The organism is Thalassospira sp. ER-Se-21-Dark, from assembly GCF_017922435.1.
Taxonomy (GTDB): domain Bacteria; phylum Pseudomonadota; class Alphaproteobacteria; order Rhodospirillales; family Thalassospiraceae; genus Thalassospira.
In genome coordinates this window covers 24,686-47,947 of sequence record NZ_VDEZ01000002.1, presented here as the reverse complement: position 1 = coordinate 47,947, position 23,262 = coordinate 24,686, and the positions used below count along the sequence as shown (strand labels likewise).

The window sequence follows — 23,262 nt, the reverse complement described above, 5'->3', positions numbered from 1 at the left end:
TAGCAAAGTATGACCATCATCCGCCCGCCTGCTGTTGCCGGGACGTTTTATCCGGCCGATGCCGAACTCTTGCGCAGCGAGATTGACGGGCTGTTGGATGCGGCCCTGCATTCAGACGCCGTATCGGGACCTGCGATCCCAAAGGCGATCATTGTGCCGCATGCGGGATTGATGTTTTCGGGTAGTCTGGCGGCCCTTGGCTTTGCCACGGTGCGGGCGCTTAAGGATACCATTAAACGCATTGTGATCATTGGTCCGGCGCATCGTATGGCGTTTCAGGGGATTGCGCTGGCGCGTGCTGATGGGTTTGCCACGCCGCTTGGGGCGATGCGCTGTGACCTTCCGGCGCTGCAATCTGCGTTGGCGTTGCCGCATGTTCAGATGCTGGACGACGCACACACACTTGAGCACGGACTTGAGATTGAATTGCCGTTTATTCAGCGACTGTTTGGCGAGGGGGCGGAGATCGGCATTGTTCCGCTTCTGGTCAGCCGGTGCAGCCCGCGTCAGGTGCATGAGGTGATCGAGAAGCTTTGGGGCGGGCCGGAAACATTGATCGTGATTTCATCGGATCTGTCGCATTTCCATGATTATGACACCGCGCAAAGGATGGATCACCGCACGCGGACGATGATCGAGAATTTCGATGCCGAGAATATCGATACCAGCGATGCCTGCGGCGCGTTGCCGGTGGCCGGGATGCTTATGGCGGCGCGCAATCGCGGCATGAAGATCAAGACCCTTGGCATGCGCAATTCCGGCGATGTGACGGGCGATAAATCGCGCGTGGTCGGCTATGGTGCCTGGGCGATTTATGAGGCGGATGCATCAGATATGGGTGATGATGGCGAACAGGATTTCACCACAGCGACCGAGGAGCTGATCAAGACGCACGGCGAAGAGATGCTGGGCCTGTGTCGGCAATCGATCCTGCATGGGCTTGCGAGCGGTGCGCCATTGTCGCTTTCACCCAATGAAGTTGGTCCGGCGTTGGGGGCGCCGGGGGCGTGTTTTGTCACACTCAAGAAAGCCGGGCAGTTGCGCGGCTGTATTGGGTCGATCATGGCGCATGCGCCACTTGCCACCGATCTGTGCGAGAATGCATTCAAGGCGGCGTTTCGCGATCCGCGCTTTGCCGGGTTGTCGCGGGCGGAGATTGGCGATGATCTGGAGCTTTCGATTTCAGTGCTTTCCCCACCCGCCCCGTTCGGGTTTGACAGCGAGGCCGATCTGATTGCCAAGCTGACACCGTTTGAGGACGGGATCATTTTATCGGATGGCAATCGGCGGGGCTTGTTCCTGCCGCAAGTCTGGGATCAATTGCCCGATCCGAAAGACTTTCTGGCCCATCTTAAACGCAAGGCGGGGTTGCCGATGAATTACTGGTCCCCACATATGCGCGCAGAGCGGTTTATTGCCCGCGGGATTTCATCCAAAGACGTCCGCCCCAGCGGGTTCTGGGATCAGTAGGGTTAAGAGATTATGGCAAGCAGCACACAGATTGACACGCGCTACGCCGACTTCATTCACGAAGTCGCCGAATGGGAAGGCGTCTGGGCGCTTTATCATAATGGCTGGTTGCTGCAAACAACCGCGACCGGCGAGAAATACTGCCCGATCTTTGCCACCCGCGAAGAGGCACAAAGCTTTGCCGCCAGCATCCAGAGCGACCATGTGCCAAGTGCGATCACGCTGGTTGAACTGACCGAAAGCGTGATGATGCAATGGCGCGCCGAAGAGGTCATGGCCGGCATCTGCCCGACCCCGGCCAAACCCGCCATCGTCGTCACCCTTGATCAGCTAAGCGATGATATCATGGCCGCACTCAAGGACGTCATGGACGAACGGTTTGGCACGCAAAGCTGAAAACACGTAAGCGTTTTAAGGCCGGACTGGACGTTGCGGGCAAAACTCCTTATTCCCGTGGGATAGTTGATTTTATCCCTTGAAACGAGATTGCCATGACCGTTGCCCTGCCCGCCAATGCCGATGCCCTTGAAAACGGACTGATTGAAATTGCCCGCAAGGCAGGCGCTGCGATGATGGAAATCTATCAGACCGATTTCGAAGTCCGTTCCAAGGATGACGCCAGCCCCGTGACCGAGGCCGATGAAGCGGCAGAGGCCGTGATCCTGCCCGGGCTTCGCGCACTCACCCCCGATATCAAAATCGTGTCCGAGGAAAGTGCCGCCAAGGGCGATGTGCCCGATGTGAACGCGCAGACCGATTTCTTCTGGCTGGTTGATCCGCTTGATGGCACCAAGGAATTCATCAAACGCAATGGCGAGTTCACCGTCAATGTGGCCCTGATTGCCAAAGGAAAGCCGGTTCTGGGCGTGGTTTATGCCCCGGCAATCGACAAGCTTTATTACGGTGGCCCGGATGGCGCGAAACTGATCGAAGGCGACGTTGCCCCCAAAACCACCGCGATTTCGGTGCGCGAGATGCCCCAAGACGGCGTTGTCGTTGTCGGATCGCGATCACACGGCGATCCCGAGGCGATGAAGGCGTTTCTGGGTGACCTTGCGGTCAAGGAACTGCGCCCGGCGGGAAGTTCATTGAAGCTTTGTCTGGTTGCGGCCGGTGAAGCCGATCTTTATCCCCGCCTCGGTCCAACCATGGAATGGGATATCGGGGCCGGTCATGCGGTTCTGCTTGCTGCCGGCGGTGTGGTTGAAAATATGGACGGATCGGGATTCGTTTATGGCAAGGCCGATTTCCGCAACCCGTTCTTCATCGCGCGCAGCCCGTCCGTTCCGGTCAAGTACGAGAACTGATCCTTCGCACAGCGGGATCAAAAGCGAATTACAAAGCCGCATCAGCAGCTTGCCGATCCCGCGTTGCAACAGTGATCAGATCGGTATTTTTCGGGAAAGCTTGAAACTGCTCCACCCCGCAGTTTTCTTGACTTTCAGGACGTTTTGCGCTATCCATTCCTTATCGCCACACAGAGTGTAGGTGACGTAAATAGCCGCCGGAATCACGGCGACGCGGTCCGATTTCACCACCGCGGGGCGAAACCGGGCTAGAGCGTAAATTGGAGCCGCCATTTTTATGGCGGCTCTGCGCTGTTTGGGGCGTATTTCTCACCAGATCATCGTTGATTTTTCACATTCGATTGCCGGCTTTGCACGCGATCTTCCTTGTCATGGCACTGCATCATAGTTAGGTATTTGAGTAGCTTGTGTTTTCAGAGATTATTGCATGTCGCCAGCCCTTACCATTCGACCCTATTCCGAAGGTGCCCTTAGTCAGGCAGCAGCGAAGCTGCGCGCCGGTGAGCTGGTGGCCTTTCCGACCGAGACGGTCTACGGGCTTGGGGCGGATGCAACCAATGCCGATGCGGTGGCGGGGATTTATGCCGCCAAGAAACGGCCGAGCTTCAATCCGCTGATCAGCCATTTTCCCGACCGCGATGCGGCGGCCAAGCATGCGGTGTTTGATGCGCGGGCCGATAAGCTGGCCGCGGCATTTTGGCCGGGTGCCCTGACACTTGTGTTGCCGCGCCAAGCCGATAGTGATGTTTGTGATCTGGTCACAGCAGGCCTTCCCAGCATTGCCGTGCGGGTTCCGGCCCATCCGATGGCGCGTGAATTGTTGCGCGCGGTGGGCCGCCCGGTCGCCGCCCCGTCCGCCAACCGATCAGGCAAGATCAGCCCGACCACGGCCGCCCACGTTGCGCAATCGCTGGGTAATGCGATTGGCATGATCCTCGATGGTGGGCCGTGTGGTGTCGGGCTTGAAAGTACGGTGATTGACCTGACCACGGATCGGGTGGTGATGCTGCGCCCCGGTGGCGTGACAGCCGATCAGGTATCAGAACTGCTGGGTACGGATGTTGTCATGGCGGAAAGCGATGATACCGCGCCCAAAAGCCCCGGCATGATGACCAGCCATTATGCGCCGGGCCTTCCCGTGCGGCTTGAGGCCACCACCGCCGATCCGGCGAAATATGGCCATGAGGTCCTGCTCGGCTTTGGCGATTGCAATACCAAGGGGTTTGATGCGGTGCTTTGGCTCTCGAAATCGGGGAATGATATCGAGGCCGCCGCCAATCTGTTTGCCAAGCTGCATGAAGCCGATCAGAGCCACTTTGCCGGGATTGCGATTGCACCAATCCCCGATAAGGGACTAGGCATTGCGATCAATGACCGCCTGAAACGCGCGAGCGCCCCGCGCGCGCCGCATGATGCCAAGTAAGGGAACAGCGCCATGTCGTTCCTGCCAGAAACCGCGATTACCGAATTAAAGGACCTGCTGGGCCCCAAAGGTTTCAGCATGGAAAGCGACGTTCTGGCCGCCCACAACGCCGAGGCGCGCGGCAAGTTTGAAGGCCATGCCGAGATCATCCTGTTTCCCGCCAGCACCGAGGAAGTCGCCAAGGCGGTTGCGATCTGTGCCGCGCATGACATCGCGGTTGTGCCACAGGGCGGCAATACCGGGCGCTGTGGCGGGGCGGTTGCCGATAGCAAACAGGTTCTGATCAACCTCAAGCGCATGAACAGCGTGATCGAGATTGATGCGCGGGACTTTACCGCCACCGTGGAAGCCGGTGCGATCCTGCAAAGCATTCAGGAAGCCGCCGAGAAGCAGGATCTGCTTTTCCCGCTGTCACTCGGCGCCGAGGGCACATGCCAGATTGGTGGCAACCTTGCGACCAATGCCGGGGGATTGAACGTTATTCGCTATGGCAATGCGCGCGATCTTTGCCTTGGGCTTGAGGTCGTGTTGCCCGATGGCACAGTGTGGAACGGGCTCTCAAAGCTTCGCAAGGACAATACCGGCTATGACCTGCGCGATTTGTTTATCGGGGCGGAAGGCACGCTTGGCATTATCACCAAGGCGACGCTAAAACTTTTTGCCCGGCCAAAACACGTTGCCACCGCCTGGATTGCCGTGCCGTCGCCGGAATGCGCGATTGATCTTTTGGCCCTTGCACGTCGCCATACCGGTGATGCGATAGCCGCCTTCGAGCTGATCAGCAGTTTTGCCCATGATCTGTCGGTGACCTATCTTAAGGGCCTGACGCGTCCGCTTGCGACCAAGACGAACTGGCATGTCTTGATCGAGCTGACATCGTCGCGCCCGAAGGATGATCTGGAAACACTTCTGGTCGATCTGTTGGCGCAGGCGGTTGAGATCGGGCTTGCGACGGATGCGACCCTTGCCCAGTCCGAGGCCCAGCGTAAAAACCTGTGGGCGATCCGCGAAGGCATCCCCGAGGCGCAAGGCTATGAAGGCGGATCGATCAAGCATGATGTATCCGTACCGGTTTCAAAGGTTGCCGAGCTTTTGAAACGCGGCATGGCGAGTGCGGATGCGCTGATACCCGGCATTCGCCCCTGCCCGTTTGGCCATGTTGGTGATGGCAATATCCATTTCAACTTCACCCAGCCCGCCACCATGGACAAGCAAGCCTATCTTGCGCAGTGGGAAAGCCTGAACAGCGTCATTCACGACATTGTCACCGAGCTTGGCGGATCGATCAGTGCCGAACACGGCATCGGACAGCTTAAGCGCGACGAACTTGCGCATTATGCCAGTGTGGAAAAACTGAAATTGCTGCACGCGATCAAGGCGGCAATTGATCCAGATGGCAGGCTTAATCCGGGCAAGGTTGTATAATCGCCGCTGTTGCCACCCCGCCCGTACCTGCGTCCCCCGCCTAAAAGATGGAAGATCGCCCCATGTTCTCTGTCGAGACCTATGCCCCGCTTGATCACGCCAAACCGATTGCCGAGAATGTCTGGATCTTTGATGGTCCGGTGATCGGGTTTCAGTATGCCGGGCTTAAGCTGCCCTTCCCGACCCGGATGACAATCATCCGCCTCCAAAGCGGCAAACTGTTTGTCCACTCGCCGATCCGGCTCAATGAAACGCTTAAGGCCGAGGTCGATGCGCTGGGCGAAGTTGCCTATCTGATTGCACCCAATACCATCCATTATGCCGGTGTGCCCGATTGGCAAAAGGCCTATCCGGATGCAAAGGCGTTCTGTGCGCCCGGTGTGATCAAACGCGCCCAGTCGGTCGGGATTACGGTCAATTTTGATGCGGAACTTGCCGATACGCCGGAGTCTGAGTGGGCCGATGAGATCGAACAGGTTCTGGTGCGGGGCAGTTATTTGAACGAGGCGGTGTTTTTCCATGACGCATCCAAAACCCTGATCCTGACCGACCTGATCGAAAACTTCGAAGCCCCTAAAATCAAAAGCCCGATCTGGCGGTTTATGGTCAGGCTGTTTGGCACCATGGACCCGCATGGCAGCACGCCACGCGACATGCGCCTGACCTTTGCCGGGTATAAGGACAGCGTGCGCAAGGCCGTCCTGACCATGATTGACTGGAACCCGGACTATGTCGTTCTGGCGCATGGGCGGTGTTACGACACCAATGCGGTGGCGGAGCTTGAGCGTGCCTTTTCCTGGGTTTTGAAGTAACTGGCGATATCCCGGTTACTGGCGAAGCGCCATCACCCCTGCCCCGACAATCAGGACAATGCCGATCAGAGACAGGGCATCGGGGGTTTCGGCAAAGAAGACCACACCCCAGACAAACGAAAACCCGACATAGGCAAAATCAAACGTACCGATCATGGCGGGCGGGCCGTTTTGATAGGCAATGGCTGCCCCGATGCTGCCGATCAGGATGGATGCCGCCAGAATCGCCATCGTGCCCAAGCCGGTTAGGGTCATGGTGCTCCAGGGGGCAAGAAGGAAGCCATCGCGCATATCACCAGACAGCAGGCTGATCACCAGCGCAGCAATCGCCCCGACCGCAACAAAGGCGATGTTCAGCGCAAGCGAGAGCTTGATCGGATGTTCGTCCCGGCATTTGGTGCGGGTCAAGATCATCGCCACCGCATACAGCATGGCCGCAAACAGCGGCAGCAATGCATAACCATTAAAGTTTCCGGCATCCGGACGCAGAATAAACAGCACCCCCGCAAAGCCGATGACGACGGCAAACCAGCCTGTTTTGCTGATTTTGGTTCGGGTCGTGATGGCGCTAAACAGCGTGATGAAAATCGGCAAGGTGTAATAGGTTGCCGCCGCCACCGACAGGGTCAGATGCGGCAGGGACAGATAATAGCAAATCCACATCACGACCAGCAAAAGGCTGCGCAACGTGGTCCAGCCAAAAGCGTGACCAAGGCGCAAGGCCGACGGGACACGAATTGCCAGATAGCCCACCAGAAAGGGAATGGCGATTGCGGATCTGATGACGAATATCTGCCAGATGACGAACTGGCCGCTCGATTGTTTGATCAACGCATCGCCCAGTGACAGGGCGAAAACGGTAAAAATGATCGTCCCGACAGCCAGTAGGACACGATCACGGTGTTTGGGGGCGACAGTCGTGTTCATAATATCCTGCTTGGTGGCGCGCAAAGCAGTTAATGCCTCTTTTGGGGACCCTAACACCATTGCGCTGCAAAGATGAACCCCGGAGGTTGCGCAGAAGGTTAGATATAAAAAAGGGCGCCCCATCGGGACGCCCTTGAATGTGGTCCTAAGCCACAGCTTATTCAGCCGGCCCCGCCCACGGGGTCATGGCATTGAGTTTGTCCTGGCGGCGTTCGTCGCCAGACTTGCCCCAATCGCCACCGAAGGCTGCTTCTTCCCATGAGCCGTAGCTCGGGTTCGGGAGCATGAACCAGCGTTCGCCCCAGTAATTGCCGTATTTTTCCATGACTTCGAGACGCTCAGTGATGGAGCCATCAATCTCGTCAGTGAAGTCACCGAAATTGTCGCCAAACTGCATGATCACACGATAATCCTCAGCAACAGCAGCACGGCGCGGGGTTTTGTTGGAGCCCCATTCTTCGACCTCGCCACGCAGCATGACATGCTTTTCATCGGCATAGGGGAAGCCATATTTCTTGAGGTTTTCGATGGTGGGTTCTTCTTCCGGGGCCTTGCGGTTCGAGACATAGAAGACTTCCACACCGCGGGCGGCAGCCGCCTTGGTGAATTCCAGCGCGCCCGGGGTCGGGGTGGAAATCATGTCGTGCACAAAGGCCGCCCAGGTTTTGGAGCTGTAATGGGTTTTGTCGGTGACAACCCAAGCCTGATAGGCGGAGTTATCCAGAACGGTTTCATCAACGTCCAGAATGACTGCCGGCGGCTTGGTCATATAGTTGCCGTCCTGCTCGAGCGCTGCGGTCCAGCTGTGATCGCCAATGGCGGCATCCAGCAAACGGGTCGCACCGGCATAGACCGACATGGCGGTCGTTTTGTATTCGACCGAGGTCTGCAGCCACAGCGTGCCGTTCAGGCCGTCATTCTGTTCCGGCTCTGCCTGTGCGCCGAATGCGCAAAGCGCACTGGTCGCAACAATGGCAGCAACGCCAAATGATTTTGCGATAAAGGTCATGTGTAGTCTCCCTGTTGATTTCCCGACGCACTGCGTCTGACCATGCAGTCAGGATTTCATAACCATGCCACCGCAGTGCGATAAAGAAAAAGCCTTTTTCCAGAATCAACTGGAAAAAGGCTTTTGCAATCGGTTTAACAAAGCCGCCAACGCCTTGACGCACACTGTTTCAGGCGGTTGGGCGCTTCTCGAACGTGGTAAACCCGTCTTCGAGTGCTGGTTCTTCGTGGATGCGATCAACGCGCGCATGGGTCGGGCCATCGTGACAGGCGGTGATCATGGATTGCACCACCTTGGCCGGACCGCAAAACACCGCCTCCACCGAGCCATCATTGCGATTGCGCACCCAGCCGGTGAGATCGCGCTTGCAGGCTTCTTCGACGGTCCAGGCGCGATACCACACGCCCTGCACCCGGCCTTCGATCCGGGCATGGACGGCAATGTTGCCATCCCCCGTTGACGGGTCGGGGCTTGTATCGGTCATGATCGGGCCTCCTCCCTTGTCGATGGTTTTATCGGCGGCTTATTTCGCGCCGGGGATCTTGGCATGGAGATGGGCGGTGTCCTGAAACTTCTGCTTCTGTTCATCCGATGCCGGCGCCTGATGGTTATCCTTCCAGGCGTCATAGGTCATGCCATAGACGACTTCGCGCGCCCCATCATAATCCATCGCAACACCGCGTTCGCGGGCAGCTGCCAGATACCATTTGGCCAGACAGTTGCGGCAGAACCCGGCAAGGTTCATCAGATCGATATTCTGAACATCCTTGCGGTCCTGAAGGTGCGTGACAAGGCCACGAAAGGCAGCGGCTTCGAGTTCGAGCTTGGTTTGCGGATCAAGATCGGCGGCCGGGCCGTTGGCGAGAACCGCCTCGGTGGACATTTCAGAACCGGCGCAATCAGACATTTTCCATTCTCCCACTCGCCATTTGCTGTTCGAGTTTTTCGATGATCCCGGGTACATCGGCAATGCTTTCAGCCGTGATGACCTTGTCATTGTCGATCTCTGTCTGATCGACCATTTCATGGACCCAGGTGATTTCATAGGGAATGTGGATCGCGGTCGCCCCGCACGCAAGGACCGGCAGAATATCGGATTTCATCGAGTTGCCGATCATGATCGCATCTTCGGGATCGACGCCATAGCGGCCAAAGATGTTGCGATAGGTCAGCGGATCCTTTTCCGAGACAATCTCGATCCCGTCAAACAGGTCCTCGAACCCGGAGCGATCAATCTTGAGCTGCTGGGCGATCAGATCGCCCTTGGTGATCAGGACAACCTTGTAATTCGGGTGCTTGGCATACTGTTTCAGCACGGCCTCTGCCCCGTCAATGATACGGGTGGGCGCGCGCAGCATGGATTTGCCGGTTTCGGCCAGTTTGTGGATGTCTTCGGCACTGATTTTACGATCAGACAATTCGATCGCGGTTTCAATCATCGACAGGGTAAAGCCCGTCACGCCATAGCCATAGATGGACAGGTTGGCCAACTCGGCCTGATAGAGACGATCATCAACCTGTTCGGGATCAACATAATGTCCCAGCATTTCGCGCAGCTGCACATGGGCTTGGCGGAAAAGTGGCTCGTTGTGCCACAGGGTATCGTCGCCATCAAAAGCAATCAGCTTGTACATTCTTAAGCCTCGTTTCTTGTTATTGGATGGCCGCAGGCACGTTCAATGCGTTGGCAGTCAACCTCGATGTTCACAGGGTATTACGGCCTCAATTCACGACCATATGGCAGTGCAAACGCCCCGTAAAGCCCCGTTATCTGTATTTAATATGCGTGAAACGGATCGGAAAGGCCTTGAAAACACAAGTGTTTGAACAGGTTAAAGAAAAGGCGCTGTCCAATTCCTCGAACAGCGCTTTTCTCAATCTCTTTCTTAACTGAGCCAATCCTTCGCCTACGGAGTTAAGAAAGAGAAATCGGATTAGTTAGACAATTTGGCCCAACTGAAAACTCATAGTTTTCATTTACAGACACAACTCTGATCAAAGTCAGCAAGCTCGGCCAACGAGACGGTACTCCTCCCCTTCGTGGCACCCCTGTTACGTCCCATGCCCGAGGATGGCACCAGAAGTGAGCAGCATGTATGCCCTCGCTCAAAGCGACATCAAGGGCGTTCTGTACAAGAGCAATATGCGTCTCTTGGGTGACACCCTCTTTCTCCGGCACCCTCGGCATTACGAACGTCAGGCTTGCTCGGATATCTGCCGCCTCGTTACAGGCAGCATCGTTGTCGCCCTCTTTAAGCCAGCTTCGAATTTGATCGTCGCTCGTCCGTGAAACGAGAAGGCGCTCCTTTGCCTCAAATTCTATATTTCTGTCGCCGCGTTTTTGACTAACATACAAGTCACACCGACCATTCTTTAAGTCTTCGCCTTTGCGCTTCTTCGTTACGTACTCTTCGAAAGAGACTAACTTTGCCTGCCAACAAGCAGCTTGAAGAAGGGAGATAGTTGCACGTTCATTAAAGTAGTGAGGAAGCTCACTCCATTGAACGGTTTGCCCATACTGGCTCAAGTTTTTTGAAAACTGCTCAAAAGCGGGTTTCAAAAAACTCAATTCGTTTGAAAAACGCGATACCTGTTGCACAACTTCCCTCCTAAATAGAAATGCCACGACACATTTAAATCATGTCGTGGCACCAGTGTCTTGTATTTATGAGGATATTCTTATTCGTCTTTTTCGAACTCGATGATGATGGCATCGACCGAGAGGTTAGCCCCCTGCTCGGCGTGGATCTTTTTGACCACACCTTTGCTTTCGCACTTCAGGACGTTTTCCATTTTCATCGCTTCAAGGATGCAGAGCTCCTCGCCCGGCTGGACGGTCTGGCCTTCCTCGACCGAGACCTTGACGAGCAAGCCCGGCATTGGCGAGAGCAGGAAGTTCGACATATCCGGCGGGGCCTTGAACGGCATCAGTTTCTGCAGTTCCGCGACGCGCGGCAGCATCACCTTGAAGTGGCGCTGAATGCCGTTGGCGGCCAGTTTATACCCGACGCCTTCGACGTCGATCTGCACACAAACCGGGGCACCGTCGATTTCGCCGACAAACAGCGGATCGCCGATCTTCCAGTCCGAGACCACGCCATAGCTGCGATCCCCGATGGCGACGATGTAATCGCCGTTAACACCGTCGAACTCGATATCGAACTGGGTATGGTCATCCCCGCAAACCGCGACCCAGCTTTCGGCGATTTCAAGCGGATGGTCACTGACCTGACCGGTAATGCCGGCATTGCGTTCAGCAACGCGCTGATTGATGTAGGCCGCGACCACGATCAGGGTTGCCGGATCGTCGTTGGGCAGATCATCGGCCGAGAAACCATCAGGATATTCTTCAGCGATGAAGTTGGTGGTGATGTTGCCATTCTGGAAGCGTTTGTTTGCCATCACGGCCGCAAGGAACGGGATGTTGTGCGAAATGCCACGGATGTAATAGGCATCAAGCGCACGGCGCATTTCGCCAATCGCCTGATCGCGGTTTTCACCATAGGTGATCAGTTTCGCGACCATCGGATCATAGAACATCGAAATCTCGCCGCCTTCATAGACGCCGGTATCGACACGTACGGTGTCTGATTCTGCTGGCGGCTGATAACGCACCAGGCGCCCGGTCGAGGGCAGGAATTCGCGGAAGGGATCCTCGGCATAGACGCGGGTTTCCATGGCCCAGCCGGTCAGTTTGACGTCTTCCTGTTTAAGCGTCAGTTTTTCACCATCGGCGATCTTGATCATCCATTCGACAAGATCCTGACCGGTGACAAGTTCGGTCACCGGATGTTCGACCTGCAGGCGAGTGTTCATTTCAAGGAAGTAGAAGTTCTTGTCCTTATCGACAATGAATTCCACCGTACCGGCAGAGCAGTAATCCACCGCACGCGCCAATGCCACGGCCTGTTCGCCCATGGCCTTGCGGGTGGCAGGATCGATAAAGGGTGACGGGGCTTCTTCGACGACCTTTTGGTGGCGGCGCTGAATGGAGCATTCACGTTCGCCAAGATAGATCGCGTTGCCGTGTTTATCGGCCAGCACCTGAATTTCGATATGGCGTGGTTCTTCGACGAACTTTTCGACAAAGACGCGGTCATCGCCAAAGGAACTTGCGGCCTCGGACGTTGCACGTTCGAACCCTTCGCGGCATTCGGCATCGTTTCGGGCAATACGCATGCCCTTGCCGCCGCCACCAGCGGATGCCTTGAGCATCACAGGATAGCCGATATCATTGGCGATCTTGATCGCCTCGGCGGTGTCCTTGATCACCCCCATATAGCCCGGCACGGTCGAAACACCGGCGTCGGCCGCGATTTTCTTGGAGGTGATCTTGTCGCCCATCGCGGCAATCGCACCATTCGGCGGGCCGATAAAGGCAATACCGGCGGCATCAAGCGCCTTGGCAAAAGCCTGGTTTTCCGACAGGAAGCCATAGCCGGGATGGACAGCCTCGGCCCCGGTGGATTTGCAGGCCTCGATAATGTTTTCGATAATCAGATAGGACTGATTACTGGGTGCCGGGCCAATACGAATGGCCTCATCGGCCATCTGAACATGAAGGGCGGCCTTGTCGGCATCGGAATAGACCGCAACGGTTTTGATGCCCATTTTGCGGGCTGATTTGATCACACGGCAGGCGATTTCACCGCGGTTGGCAATCAGGATCTTGCTGAACATTTTTCTGTCTCCCAATTTGTCTTACAGCGGAATGTTGCCGTGTTTCTTTTCAGGGTTCTTGATGTCCTTGTTACGCAGCATGCCGAGCGCCTTGCAGACGCGGCGGCGTGTACCATGCGGCATGATGACATCGTCAATGAACCCCTTGCGGCCCGCGACAAACGGGTTGGCGAATTTTTCGCGGTATTCCTCGGTGCGGGCTTCGATCTTTGCCGGATTGTCCATATCCGCGCGGAAGATGATTTCCACAGCCCCTTTGGGCCCCATCACCGCAATTTCGGCGGTCGGCCAGGCATAGTTGACATCACCGCGCAGATGTTTTGATGACATCACGTCATAGGCGCCGCCGTAAGCCTTACGCGTGATCACCGTTACCTTGGGCACAGTGGCCTCGGCATAGGCATAAAGCAGTTTGGCGCCATGTTTGATGATGCCGCCATATTCCTGTGCGGTACCCGGCATGAAGCCCGGCACATCAACAAAGGTAACAATCGGAATGTTGTAGGCATCGCAGAAGCGCACGAAGCGCGCGGCCTTTTTGGAGCTGTCGATATCAAGGCAGCCGGCAAGCACCATCGGCTGGTTGGCGACGACACCGACCGTGCGACCATCCATGCGCGCCATGCCGATAATGATGTTTTTGGCGTAGTCGGCCTGAATTTCAAAGAAGTCGCCCTCGTCGACGATCTTGGTGATCAGTTCCTTCATGTCATAGGGCATGTTGGGGTTTTCAGGCACCAGGGTATCGAGCGAGAAGTCATCACGGTTGATCGGATCTTCGCACAGGCGTGCGGGCGGGTCTTCCTTGTTACACAGCGGCAGGAAGTCCATGAAACGCCGGGTCTGAAGCAACAGATCGACATCATTGTCAAAGGCGAGATCAGCAACACCGGAAACACTGGTATGGGTCGATGCCCCGCCGAGCTGTTCATGGGTGACTTCTTCGTGGGTGACGGTTTTGACCACATCGGGCCCCGTCACGAACATATAGGAGCTGTCCTTGACCATGAAGATGAAGTCGGTCATGGCCGGGCTGTAAACAGCCCCACCCGCACATGGGCCCATGATCAGCGAGATTTGCGGGATGACGCCAGAGGCCTCAACATTGCGCTGGAAAACATCGGCATAGCCAGCAAGGCTTTCGACACCTTCCTGAATACGCGCCCCGCCCGAATCATTCAGGCCAATCACCGGTGCGCCAACCTTCATCGCCTGATCCATGATCTTGGCGATCTTGCGCGCATGCGCACCCGAAAGGGCACCGCCAAACACGGTGAAATCCTGTGAGAATACAAACACCAGACGGCCGTTGATCGTGCCATGGCCGGTGACAACACCGTCGCCCGGAATGCGGTTTTCGGTCATGCCGAAATCGACGCAATCATGTTCGACAAACATGTCCCATTCTTCGAAGGAGCCCTCGTCAAGCAGCACATCAAGGCGTTCACGCGCGGTGAGCTTGCCCTTGGCATGCTGATTATCAATGCGGCGCTGGCCGCCGCCCATGGCAGCTTCGGCGCGCTTCGCTTCGAGTTTGGCGACAATATCCTGCATGTTGCGTTTTCCTTGCTGTGGTCGGCCTTCTGGCACTTTTCGGCCCGGTATGCGCGTCTGGAGAATGAAATAGCATTATTCGGTACTGGAATGCCAATTATTTTTACTGTTCTGACAGAGCTCCAGAATAGTCCCTAAACGCATGATTTCCCTAACGTCATTTCGATATATCTGCGCGGGCTGAACTAAAGTCTAGAGCAGCATATCCACCCGCCACCGACGCCGGATCATTTTGATGCGCAAGACGTTGGCATTATGGTGCACACTGTAATCGCCCCTGATCCGGGGCACCCAGAACACGTACACCAACATACCTTTATCGCCTTCGTCACCACAATCGATTGAGCTCATGTTTAAATTCAGCCCGCGCAATCCGGAAAAAACCGGCGACGACCGCCCTGCCAGCTCCCTATGGGGGTATGTCTGGCGCATGAGTGGCTGGCATCAAGTTGTGGTATGCAGCCTTGCGGTGCTGGTGGCCGCCCTCGGCATTGCACCGATCGAGCTGCAACGCCGGATTGTCGATAACGCCATCACGCCACAGGACTTTGATCTCTTGATCACGCTGGCCGCGCTTTATCTGGGGCTGATTATCGTCCATGGCGGGATCAAGTTCGTGCTTCGGATTTACGAAGGGTGGCTGAGTGAAAGTGCCATCCAGTATAACCGCAAGCACCTGACCCGCCTGCACGCCCATAACGAGGCCGGCAGCCAGGATGAAAGCAACGGGCGCGCGGTTTCAATCATCGGGTCCGAGATCGAAAAGCTTGGCGGGTTTGTGGGCGATGGTCTGTCACAGCCGGTGGTCAATAGCGGCATGCTGATCTTTGGTCTTGGCTATATGATCAGTGTGGAGCCGATGATTGGCCTGATCGGGGTGATCGCCCTGATCCCGCAGGTCGCCCTTGTCCCGGTCATTCAGAAACGCATCAATGCGCTTATTGAAGCACGGGTTGAGAAGATGCGCGATGTCAGTGACAAACTTTCGGAAATGTCGACCGACAAGGATGACGACGAACAGCTTCGTCCGATCAACAAGGGCATGACGGCATTGTTTGACAACCGCATGCAGCTTTTTGTTTTGAAGTTCGGCATGAAGTCGCTGATCAATCTTTTGAATGCGCTGGCACCAATTTGCGTGCTGTTTGTCGGCGGTTACCTTGTGATCCAGGGGCAGACATCGGTCGGTATTATCGTTGCATTTATTTCAGGGTTTGATCGGATGTCATCGCCGATGCGTGAATTGCTATCCTATTACCGGGTGGCGGCACAGGCAGCCGTGCAGCACAAAATGATCGCAAAGTGGATGCAGTAACCCTGCGAACGGCCGCCAACCTTAGCTAGTTATCCTGACTTTGCGGGTTCAGGGCGTATCGACCGCACAGTTCCCGATCAAGGGCACCGCATTCGTTGCAACCGCCTTCGACATAGAAGCAAAAACGGTTGCGCCCACAATTTTTGGCGCGATAGAGCGCCTTGTCGGCATCACGATAGATTGAGTCCGGCGTTCCGTTCTGATCGGCACAGGTCGAAATGCCGATACTGATGCCAACGTGAACTTCGTTGCCATCAATGATCAGGGGACGCGACACTTCCTCGATAATCCGTTGGGCCGGAATGGCGGCATCACGGACATCATCCATCAATGGCAGGACCACGGCGAACTCATCGCCGCCAAGACGGGCAACGACGTCGGCTTCGCGGCAATTGCGTTTGATGATTTCGGCGACTTCGACCAGAAGCTTGTCCCCGACCGGATGGCCAAACGTGTCATTCACTTGCTTGAAGCGATCAAGATCAAGCAGCAGCAAAACGATGCTTTTTTCAAAGCGCCGGTTGATCTGAATGATCTGGGACAGCATTGAATTGAACTGATAACGATTGGAAAGACCGGTCAATTGATCGGTCTGGGCAAGCCTGCGAATTTCGGCTTCAACCGCCTTGGTCGGTGTGATATCGGCATGGGTGCCCGACATGCGCAGCGGATTGCCATCCGCATCCCATTCCACGACCTTGCCGCGATCAAGAACCCACACCCAACTGCCGTCCTTGTGGCGCATCCGGCATTCGCACTGATAGTGATCGGTTTCACCCCGGAAGGTGCTTTGCAAGGCAGCCTCGGACTTTCCGAGGTCATCGGGATGGCAATATGCCAACCATGTGTCGATGCTTACGGGACCAAGTTCTTCGAGCGTGTAGCCAATGATTTCGGCCCAGCGTTCGTTAAACCGGGTTTCGCCGGTCTGAACATTCCATTCCCATGTGCCCGCACTGGTGCCCCAGATAATTTCATCAAGACGCTGGCGTTCCTCGGCCAGTTTGCGGTTGGCATCCTTGAGCATGCGTTCGTAATGTTCGCGCTCGGTAATATCGACATTGGTGGTGTGAATGTATTTGCGTTCATGCAGCTCTATCAGACCGGCATGTACCTGCATCTTGCGGATTTCGCCATTCCCCAGGCGATGCTGAACAACAAATGACACCGCACCATGTTCGAAAACAGCACTGACATGCCTGTGCATGGACGGCGCGCCATCGATATCAAGTTCCGGGATCGTCCGACCAACAAGACCGCCATCCTCAAAACCATAAAGTTCTTCTGCTGCACGACTGGCATCAACAATCCGGCCATCTGCCGGATCGACCAGAATGTTGACCGCGGTTGTGTTGCTAAACATCTGGCGATACAGCAATTCACGTTCGCGGAAGGCGACTTCGGCCTGTTTGACATCGTTAATATCGGCGAATGAAACGATGACGCCGTCAAAGGTGCCGGTCTGTTCATTATGCAGGGGTTCTGCATTAACCCGGATCCAGGCAAATTCACCATTGGGACGATTGACCCCCAGCACAACGCCATATTCGCGTTCGCCAGTTGCAAGCACCCTTGTGCCTGGAAGCTCAGCACGGTTCAGCGGCACGCCATCTTCGCGCACAAAGGTGCACGGTGTTTCGGGCACGGTCTTTCGGCAAAGTTCGTCGCCCGTGAGGCCAAGAATCTCAAGCGCGGTGTTATTGAATTCTACTACGGTACCGGCGGCGTCATAGACAACCACCCCCTCGGCCAGGGAGTTAAGAAGGCGCTTGTGCAGATTGCCGCCTTTTTGCAGCGTGTGACTGGTGCCATCCGATGAGGAAAGGATTTGCGCCGCGTCAAGGCGGGTCAAGCATCCCGACGTCACAACATCGCCACTGGCCAATTCGCTGATCGTCGCGCAATCTTCGACCGTGATCCAATTACCATCTTTATGGCGCAAGCGGAAGGTTAGCCGCCGGTTGGCATCATTTGTGGTCTGTGGATTGCGGTGCTGCGCGAACATCACCGCATCATCGGGATGAAGCAAAGAACCCCAACCCTGTGTGCGATCAAACTCGCTGTCGGCCGGGTCGTAGCCAAGCAGTGCAAAAACGCCTGCGCCGAAATAGTTCCGTGACGGGGTATTGCGGAAAAACTCATAGAGAACCGGTGCCGCACCCGCAGCACAAGCGTCAGTTCCTGTCTGTTTGGTCAAGTTTACCGACAAATTCATCCCGTCGCCGTACTGGCGTCTCCTTGAAAAACCGGCTTGGCTTGAGTTCGAAACTGCCTACTCCGGTTGACCTTGAGAAATTATGACCTTTCCAGATCAATGGCGGACGTCACACGCTCCCAAACGCCCGTACTCAGAAAACCACAACTTACAATACTAATGTATAGACGCCGTTTTATACCTATTGAAAATTGATGCAAAGCAGATTCTGCCGCAAGAACGTGAAATCGCTTACCCCGGTCGAGCTAACTTATTGAACTCACTCTCCGGATCAGCAATCCCTTCAAAAGTAGAACACCGATAAACAGGATCCAACATGCACAGGAAACGAGCATAAAAAAAAAGGAGCAGCTTCCTACTCCTTTGTATGGGTCATGGCATTTGCGCGACCAGTTGCGGGTTAGCCCAGCAACTCAAGATAACGTCCGGCGGCCAAAAACTCTGCCCGGTGACGGTCGAGACGGGCGATGGCCTCGGCATCGTCGCCCCACTTTTCCATCGCATAGCCTTCGTCAAGCATAGATGCTTCGAATGCCGTTGTGGTGTCCATCTGGCGTTTCATCACCGCAAGACCGATGATCACGGAGCCGGAAATCGTCGTCAGACTGTGCAGGGCCGTCAGGTAATAGTCGTCAAAACCTTCGACATGATCCTGCAAACGCAGCAGTGCATGATCATCCTGGGTGATCGGCATCACACCTTCGGTGACCGTCAGCACCACGCCCAGATCGTTCTTTGACCAATCAAGCAACGGTTGCCATGTCTTGGCCTGACGTTCGATCAGGTCTTCGGGGAAGGATGCGCGGTAGCAGAGCAAATCAGATCGGCCATAGCCGGTCAGTTCAGCAATCACCGCATCACGGTTGGGCCGCACCCGGTCAATCGCGGTCGCGGCAAGCTGCATGATCGGCATGGTGGAAGGCTGGACTTTCTCGCCTTGCGCGTCCCATTCCGCCGCGATTTCACGCGCAAGCACTTCGGACGGCAGCAGGAAATCGGCCTTGGCCGGTGTTTTCACCGCACGACCATCGAGAAGCACGCGCCAGCCAGCCCCGGTTTCATCGGCGCTCGCATCGGCCTTTTTATAGAAACGTTTGATCGATTGTGTAAGCATGACCGCCATATGCCCAAAAGCAGCGGATTGCGCAAGTGATTTGCCACATAATTTGCCAGATAAAGAGCGCCAATTGAGCGATTATCAAGAATTTCTGTATAATTTTTGATCAAATTGCCCCATTGACCAAATAATAAACACCCTTACTCTGCTGGGCGAAGGTTACAAAACCGCGACAAAGCGGGCGCACAGGCGACATGGCATGACCATTGCTAAGTGCGCATTGGATTTATCAGGTGGCTGGATTGTTTCATCGATCCGCATTCAGGAGGCTTCTTTAGACATGACCACGTTTACGAACCGACTTTTGGGGGCTGCTATCGGGGCGGCTGTTGCCCTTGGCGCGCATGCGGCCCTGGCAGATATGGCGATCAAATTCTCGCTCGACTGGAAATACGAAGGTCCGGCGGCACCGTATCTTCTGGCCAAGAAGAACGGCTATTTTGACGAAGAAGGCCTTGATGTCACGATTGACTCGGGCAACGGTTCGGTCGGTGCGATCACCCGCGTTGCCAGCGGCGCTTATGACCTTTCGCTTGCTGACATCAACTCGCTGGTGGAATTCAACGCATCCAACCCGGATCGCGCCATGAAGTCGATCTTCATGGTGTATGATCGCCCGCCATTTGCGCTGTTCATGCTGAAAAGCTCCGGCATTACCAAGCCGGAAGATCTGGTTGGCAAAACCCTTGGCGCCCCGGTCTTTGATGCATCACGCAAACTGTATCCGGCATTTGCATCGGCCACCGGTCTCGACCTTGATGCTGTGACCTGGGAAAGCATGGACCCGCCGCTGCGTGAGCCGATGCTGGTGCGTGGCGATGTGGATGCGATTTCCGGTCACTATTTCACCTCGATCCTGAACCTGCAGGCGCAGGGTGTTGCCAAGGATGACCTGACCGTCTTTATGTACAAAGACTTTGGCATGGACTTCTATGGCAACGGCATCCTGGCATCGCCGGACATGATGGAAAACCATCCGGAAGAAGTTAAAGGCTTCCTGCGTGGTGTTGTCAAAGGCTGGGCGGCGGCGATTGCCGATCCGCAGTCCGCAATTGATGCCCTTAAGGAAGTTGATCCGCTGATCAACCCGGATCTTGAGCTGCAGCGTCTGCAGATGGCGATTGATGAAAACGTCGTCACCCCGGCAACCCTTGAAGAAGGCATGGGCCTTGTCAAAGCCGACCGTATGGCCAAGGCCATCGATCAGGTTGCGCTGGCCTTCGGGTTTGAGAACAAGCCGTCTGTTGACGACATCTATACCGATGAATTCATGCCGTCTGCTGAAGACCGCATGCTGAAATAATCATCTTATGAAGCGGGGCAGTCGGATTTTCTGACTGCCCCGTTTTCCATGACAGAGAAACAAGAACACGAACAGGCCAAGCAGGGGGAATAACTGCAGTGTCCAAAAGCTTCGTCGAACTCAACGACGTCAAACTTCGCTATAGCGAAGGCGATGAACTGGCGCTTGAAACCACCAACATGAAGATCGACAAGGGCGAATTTATCGCCGTTGTCGGCCCGTCTGGCTGTGGCAAGTCATCCTTGCTGAAACTGGTGTCCGGCCTGATGCCGCCATCAGAGGGCAATGTCATTGTCGATGGCAAGGAAGTTTCAGGGCCGCTCAAGATTGTTGGCATGGCGTTTCAGAACCCGACCCTTTTGCCGTGGCGCACGACCCTTGATAACGTTCTGTTGCCGATGGAAATCGTCAAGCCGCACCGCAACCGCCTGCGCAAACATCGCGCGGAATATGAGGAACGCGCACGCAAGCTTTTGGCGACCGTCGGGCTTGAAGGCCACGAAGACAAATACCCATGGGAATTGTCAGGCGGCATGCAGCAGCGCGCATCGCTGTGCCGGTCATTGATCCATGAGCCCGACCTTCTGATGCTCGACGAGCCGTTTGGTGCGCTCGATGCCTTCACCCGTGAAGAGCTTTGGGACATCTTGCAGAACCTTTGGATGATCAAGCCGTTCACGGTTATTCTGGTCACCCATGATTTGCGTGAGGCGGCCTATCTGGCCGATACCATTTATGTGATGTCCAAACGCCCGGGCAAGATCCTGGTGGAGCGTGAAAACACCCTGCCCCGCCCCCGCGATCAGGAAACCACCTTTACCCAGCCTTTCACCGATCTTGTCCACGAATTGCGCAGTCACATTCGTGACGTGCGAGAAGCATAAGGAAGGGCGGGAAAAGTCATGAAAAAGAAATTGAACCTTCGCAAAGCAACGCCGTGGCTCAGTGCCATCGGGCTTTTCGTACTGTGGGAATTGATTGTGCGGATTTTCAACATTCCGCCCTATGTCCTGCCGACCCCGTCTGAAAGCATTATTGTCGGCTGGCAGTTCCATGAAGCGATCTGGATGCATGCCTATCACACACTTTATACAACACTGGCGGGCTTTGCCATTGCGGTGGTGTTCGGGGTTGTGCTGGGTGCGCTGGTCGGATCCAGCCGGGCGATTTATGACGCGGCCAACCCGCTTTTGGTCGGGTTTAACTCTGTGCCCAAGGTGGCCCTTGTCCCGGTTCTGGTGATGTGGTTTGGCATCGGCACGGTACCCGCAATCATCACGGCATTTTTGATTTCGTTCTTCCCGATTGTGGTCAACGTTGCCACCGGCCTTGCCACCCTTGAGCCGGAATTGCGCGATGTGTTGCGGTCGCTTGGCGCGACACGGCGTGACATCCTGATCAAGGTCGGCTTCCCTCGGGCGATGCCGTACTTCTTTGCATCCCTTAAGGTTGCGATCACGCTGGCCTTTGTCGGCTCGGTGATTTCGGAAACTGTCGCATCGAACGTTGGTGTTGGCTATTTGATGTTGTCGGCGTCGTCGAAATTCAACATGCCGCTGGTGTTTGCCGGATTGCTGGTGATCGCGGTGATGGGGATTGCGATGTATGAGATCTTTAACGTCATCGAACGCCGGTCAACCAAATGGGCAAACCGCGGAAATCCAGCGAATTAAGCCCACAAAACCCAATCATCAGACAAATAAAAAGGCCGGGAAAACCCGGCCTTTTTTCATCGTACCATTGGCGATGAGATGATTAGCTGAGATGTTCGTCAAAGAAGGCCATGGTGCGCTCCCAGGCAAGCATGGCATCTTCGCCGTCATAGCGCCCACCCGTCGGGTTGGCAAAGGCGTGATCGGCGTCATACCAGAAGAATTGGTAATCGGTCTTGCCAGCAATACGCAGCGATTCTTCGAAGCCTTCGACCATTTCCCGGTTGATGTTTTTATCAAGGGTGCCGAAATGGCCCATGATCGGCGCATTGAGTGTTGCGACCTGTTCAGGGGTCTTTTTGACGTTACCGTAATAGATCACGGCTGCGTCAATATTAGTGGCAAGTGCTGTATTGAGCGACCAGCCACCACCAAAGCACCAACCGACCGAACCAACCTTGCCGGTCGAATCCTTGTGATTACGCAGGAATTCGACCGAGGCCTGCAATTTGCGGGTCGCAACCGCCGGATCCATCGACGACATCAGGGAACGCGCCCCATCCGGCGTGGTGGCAGGCGGTTTGCCATAAAGATCAACCGCAAGCGCGATATAGCCCTGCTTGGCATATTCGGCCGCCACTGCGCGAATATGATCATTAAGCCCCCACCATTCATGGATCAGAATGACCGTGGGTGCAGGCAGGGTAGCCGGCATGGCGACTTCGGCGACCATTTCATCGCCTTCTGGCGTGGTGATGGTCATTTTATCAAGGCCGTGGCCGGCCGCATGGGCCAGCATCGGGTCGGCAAGAATAACAGCCAAAGGCAGGGCAACTGCGCCCTTCAGAAACAGTCGGCGTTCTTCATCGGTTGCCTTGGGCGGCGGACCGAGATGTTCGTGGGAGCCACATCCGTCTAGCGTACACATGTTCTAGCCTCCTCTGATTCCTGTTTTCGGGTTTTCCCGTATCACCATCATTTGCGACAGCACGCCCGGTTGGCAAATGACATTCCTGTCATCTGGCCTGTCATCTAGCCTGTCAGCCACATTCA

At 55.6% G+C, this 23,262-nt stretch carries 22 protein-coding genes; 10 read left to right on the top strand and 12 right to left on the bottom strand.

All coding sequences use genetic code 11. The features are described from left to right. Positions 1–9: 9 nt before the first annotated feature. From amrB to cysQ, 3 genes are all read left to right on the top strand, one after another. Positions 10–1,470 carry an AmmeMemoRadiSam system protein B gene (gene amrB / locus FHI25_RS07840; RefSeq protein ID WP_210516585.1) on the top strand — a complete coding sequence of 487 codons (1,461 nt, stop codon included), beginning with the start codon at positions 10–12 and terminating at the stop codon, positions 1,468–1,470. A 12-nt stretch (positions 1,471–1,482) separates the two neighbouring features. Then, on the top strand, positions 1,483–1,866 hold the full coding sequence (locus FHI25_RS07835; protein ID WP_008892232.1) for a DUF2750 domain-containing protein: 384 nt from the start codon (positions 1,483–1,485) through the stop codon (positions 1,864–1,866). 95 nt (positions 1,867–1,961) lie between these two features. Further along, positions 1,962–2,777 (top strand): 3'(2'),5'-bisphosphate nucleotidase CysQ, encoded by an 816-nt coding sequence (gene cysQ, locus FHI25_RS07830; RefSeq protein WP_210516583.1) that lies wholly within the window; start codon positions 1,962–1,964, stop codon positions 2,775–2,777. A 28-nt stretch (positions 2,778–2,805) separates the two neighbouring features. On the opposite strand, the gene FHI25_RS20720 is transcribed toward cysQ, so the two are convergent. Further along, positions 2,806–2,934 (bottom strand): hypothetical protein, encoded by a 129-nt coding sequence (locus tag FHI25_RS20720; RefSeq protein ID WP_282597583.1) that lies wholly within the window; start codon positions 2,932–2,934, stop codon positions 2,806–2,808. A gap of 270 nt (positions 2,935–3,204) precedes the next feature. On the opposite strand from FHI25_RS20720, the gene FHI25_RS07825 reads away from it, so the two are divergent. The 3 genes from FHI25_RS07825 to FHI25_RS07815 all read left to right on the top strand — a co-directional run bounded on the left by FHI25_RS07825 (position 3,205) and on the right by FHI25_RS07815 (position 6,437). Continuing rightward, entirely contained in the window at positions 3,205–4,200 is a 996-nt protein-coding gene (locus FHI25_RS07825; protein ID WP_210516581.1) for an L-threonylcarbamoyladenylate synthase, read from the top strand. 12 nt (positions 4,201–4,212) lie between these two features. Continuing rightward, on the top strand, positions 4,213–5,625 hold the full coding sequence (locus tag FHI25_RS07820; protein ID WP_210516579.1) for an FAD-binding oxidoreductase: 1,413 nt from the start codon (positions 4,213–4,215) through the stop codon (positions 5,623–5,625). 62 nt (positions 5,626–5,687) lie between these two features. After that, positions 5,688–6,437, top strand: a complete 750-nt coding sequence (locus tag FHI25_RS07815) for a DUF4336 domain-containing protein (RefSeq protein ID WP_210516577.1) — start codon at positions 5,688–5,690, stop codon at positions 6,435–6,437. Positions 6,438–6,452: 15 nt separating this feature from the next. Here FHI25_RS07815 and FHI25_RS07810 read toward each other — a convergent pair whose 3' ends face one another. The 8 genes from FHI25_RS07810 to FHI25_RS07775 form a co-directional block, all read right to left on the bottom strand. Continuing rightward, positions 6,453–7,364, bottom strand: a complete 912-nt coding sequence (locus tag FHI25_RS07810) for a DMT family transporter (protein WP_210516575.1) — start codon at positions 7,362–7,364, stop codon at positions 6,453–6,455. 157 nt (positions 7,365–7,521) lie between these two features. Next, positions 7,522–8,373 carry an HAD family acid phosphatase gene (locus FHI25_RS07805; protein WP_210516573.1) on the bottom strand — a complete coding sequence of 284 codons (852 nt, stop codon included), beginning with the start codon at positions 8,371–8,373 and terminating at the stop codon, positions 7,522–7,524. Positions 8,374–8,542: 169 nt separating this feature from the next. Further along, positions 8,543–8,857: an acylphosphatase gene (locus FHI25_RS07800; protein ID WP_210516571.1), complete on the bottom strand. Its 315-nt coding sequence runs from the start codon at positions 8,855–8,857 to the stop codon at positions 8,543–8,545. Between the two features lie 39 nt (positions 8,858–8,896). Next, a complete protein-coding gene (locus FHI25_RS07795; protein ID WP_210516569.1) occupies positions 8,897–9,280 on the bottom strand; it encodes a DUF1244 domain-containing protein in 384 nt (127 codons plus the stop codon). After that, complete coding sequence (locus FHI25_RS07790; protein WP_210516567.1) at positions 9,273–10,007, bottom strand: HAD family hydrolase; 735 nt, start codon at positions 10,005–10,007, stop codon at positions 9,273–9,275. Before FHI25_RS07790 ends, FHI25_RS07795 begins: the two co-directional genes overlap by 8 nt. A gap of 281 nt (positions 10,008–10,288) precedes the next feature. Then, a complete protein-coding gene (locus tag FHI25_RS07785) occupies positions 10,289–10,972 on the bottom strand; it encodes a hypothetical protein (RefSeq protein WP_210516565.1) in 684 nt (227 codons plus the stop codon). 80 nt (positions 10,973–11,052) lie between these two features. Next, complete coding sequence (gene accC / locus FHI25_RS07780) at positions 11,053–13,053, bottom strand: acetyl-CoA carboxylase biotin carboxylase subunit (protein WP_210516563.1); 2,001 nt, start codon at positions 13,051–13,053, stop codon at positions 11,053–11,055. Positions 13,054–13,074: 21 nt separating this feature from the next. After that, positions 13,075–14,607, bottom strand: a complete 1,533-nt coding sequence (locus tag FHI25_RS07775; protein ID WP_063087055.1) for an acyl-CoA carboxylase subunit beta — start codon at positions 14,605–14,607, stop codon at positions 13,075–13,077. Between the two features lie 349 nt (positions 14,608–14,956). On the opposite strand from FHI25_RS07775, the gene FHI25_RS07770 reads away from it, so the two are divergent. Continuing rightward, the gene (locus FHI25_RS07770; protein ID WP_210516561.1) at positions 14,957–15,922 is read left to right on the top strand and encodes an ABC transporter ATP-binding protein; all 966 of its coding nucleotides are present in this window, start codon (positions 14,957–14,959) and stop codon (positions 15,920–15,922) included. 25 nt (positions 15,923–15,947) lie between these two features. Here FHI25_RS07770 and FHI25_RS07765 read toward each other — a convergent pair whose 3' ends face one another. Next, on the bottom strand, positions 15,948–18,119 hold the full coding sequence (locus FHI25_RS07765) for a diguanylate cyclase (RefSeq protein WP_210516559.1): 2,172 nt from the start codon (positions 18,117–18,119) through the stop codon (positions 15,948–15,950). A gap of 418 nt (positions 18,120–18,537) precedes the next feature. Next, positions 18,538–19,251 (bottom strand): ATP12 family protein, encoded by a 714-nt coding sequence (locus FHI25_RS07760; protein ID WP_246879003.1) that lies wholly within the window; start codon positions 19,249–19,251, stop codon positions 18,538–18,540. A 283-nt stretch (positions 19,252–19,534) separates the two neighbouring features. Between FHI25_RS07760 and FHI25_RS07755 the strand changes: the two genes are divergently transcribed. The 3 genes from FHI25_RS07755 (at position 19,535) to FHI25_RS07745 (ending at position 22,230) form a co-directional block, all read left to right on the top strand. After that, complete coding sequence (locus tag FHI25_RS07755; protein WP_064780519.1) at positions 19,535–20,557, top strand: ABC transporter substrate-binding protein; 1,023 nt, start codon at positions 19,535–19,537, stop codon at positions 20,555–20,557. 98 nt (positions 20,558–20,655) lie between these two features. Continuing rightward, positions 20,656–21,441, top strand: coding sequence for an ABC transporter ATP-binding protein (locus FHI25_RS07750; protein ID WP_063087049.1), 786 nt, complete (start codon positions 20,656–20,658; stop codon positions 21,439–21,441). 18 nt (positions 21,442–21,459) lie between these two features. Further along, on the top strand, positions 21,460–22,230 hold the full coding sequence (locus FHI25_RS07745; RefSeq protein WP_210516548.1) for an ABC transporter permease: 771 nt from the start codon (positions 21,460–21,462) through the stop codon (positions 22,228–22,230). Between the two features lie 82 nt (positions 22,231–22,312). Here FHI25_RS07745 and FHI25_RS07740 read toward each other — a convergent pair whose 3' ends face one another. Beyond that, positions 22,313–23,137, bottom strand: coding sequence for a dienelactone hydrolase family protein (locus FHI25_RS07740; protein ID WP_210516546.1), 825 nt, complete (start codon positions 23,135–23,137; stop codon positions 22,313–22,315). Positions 23,138–23,262 lie beyond the last annotated feature (125 nt).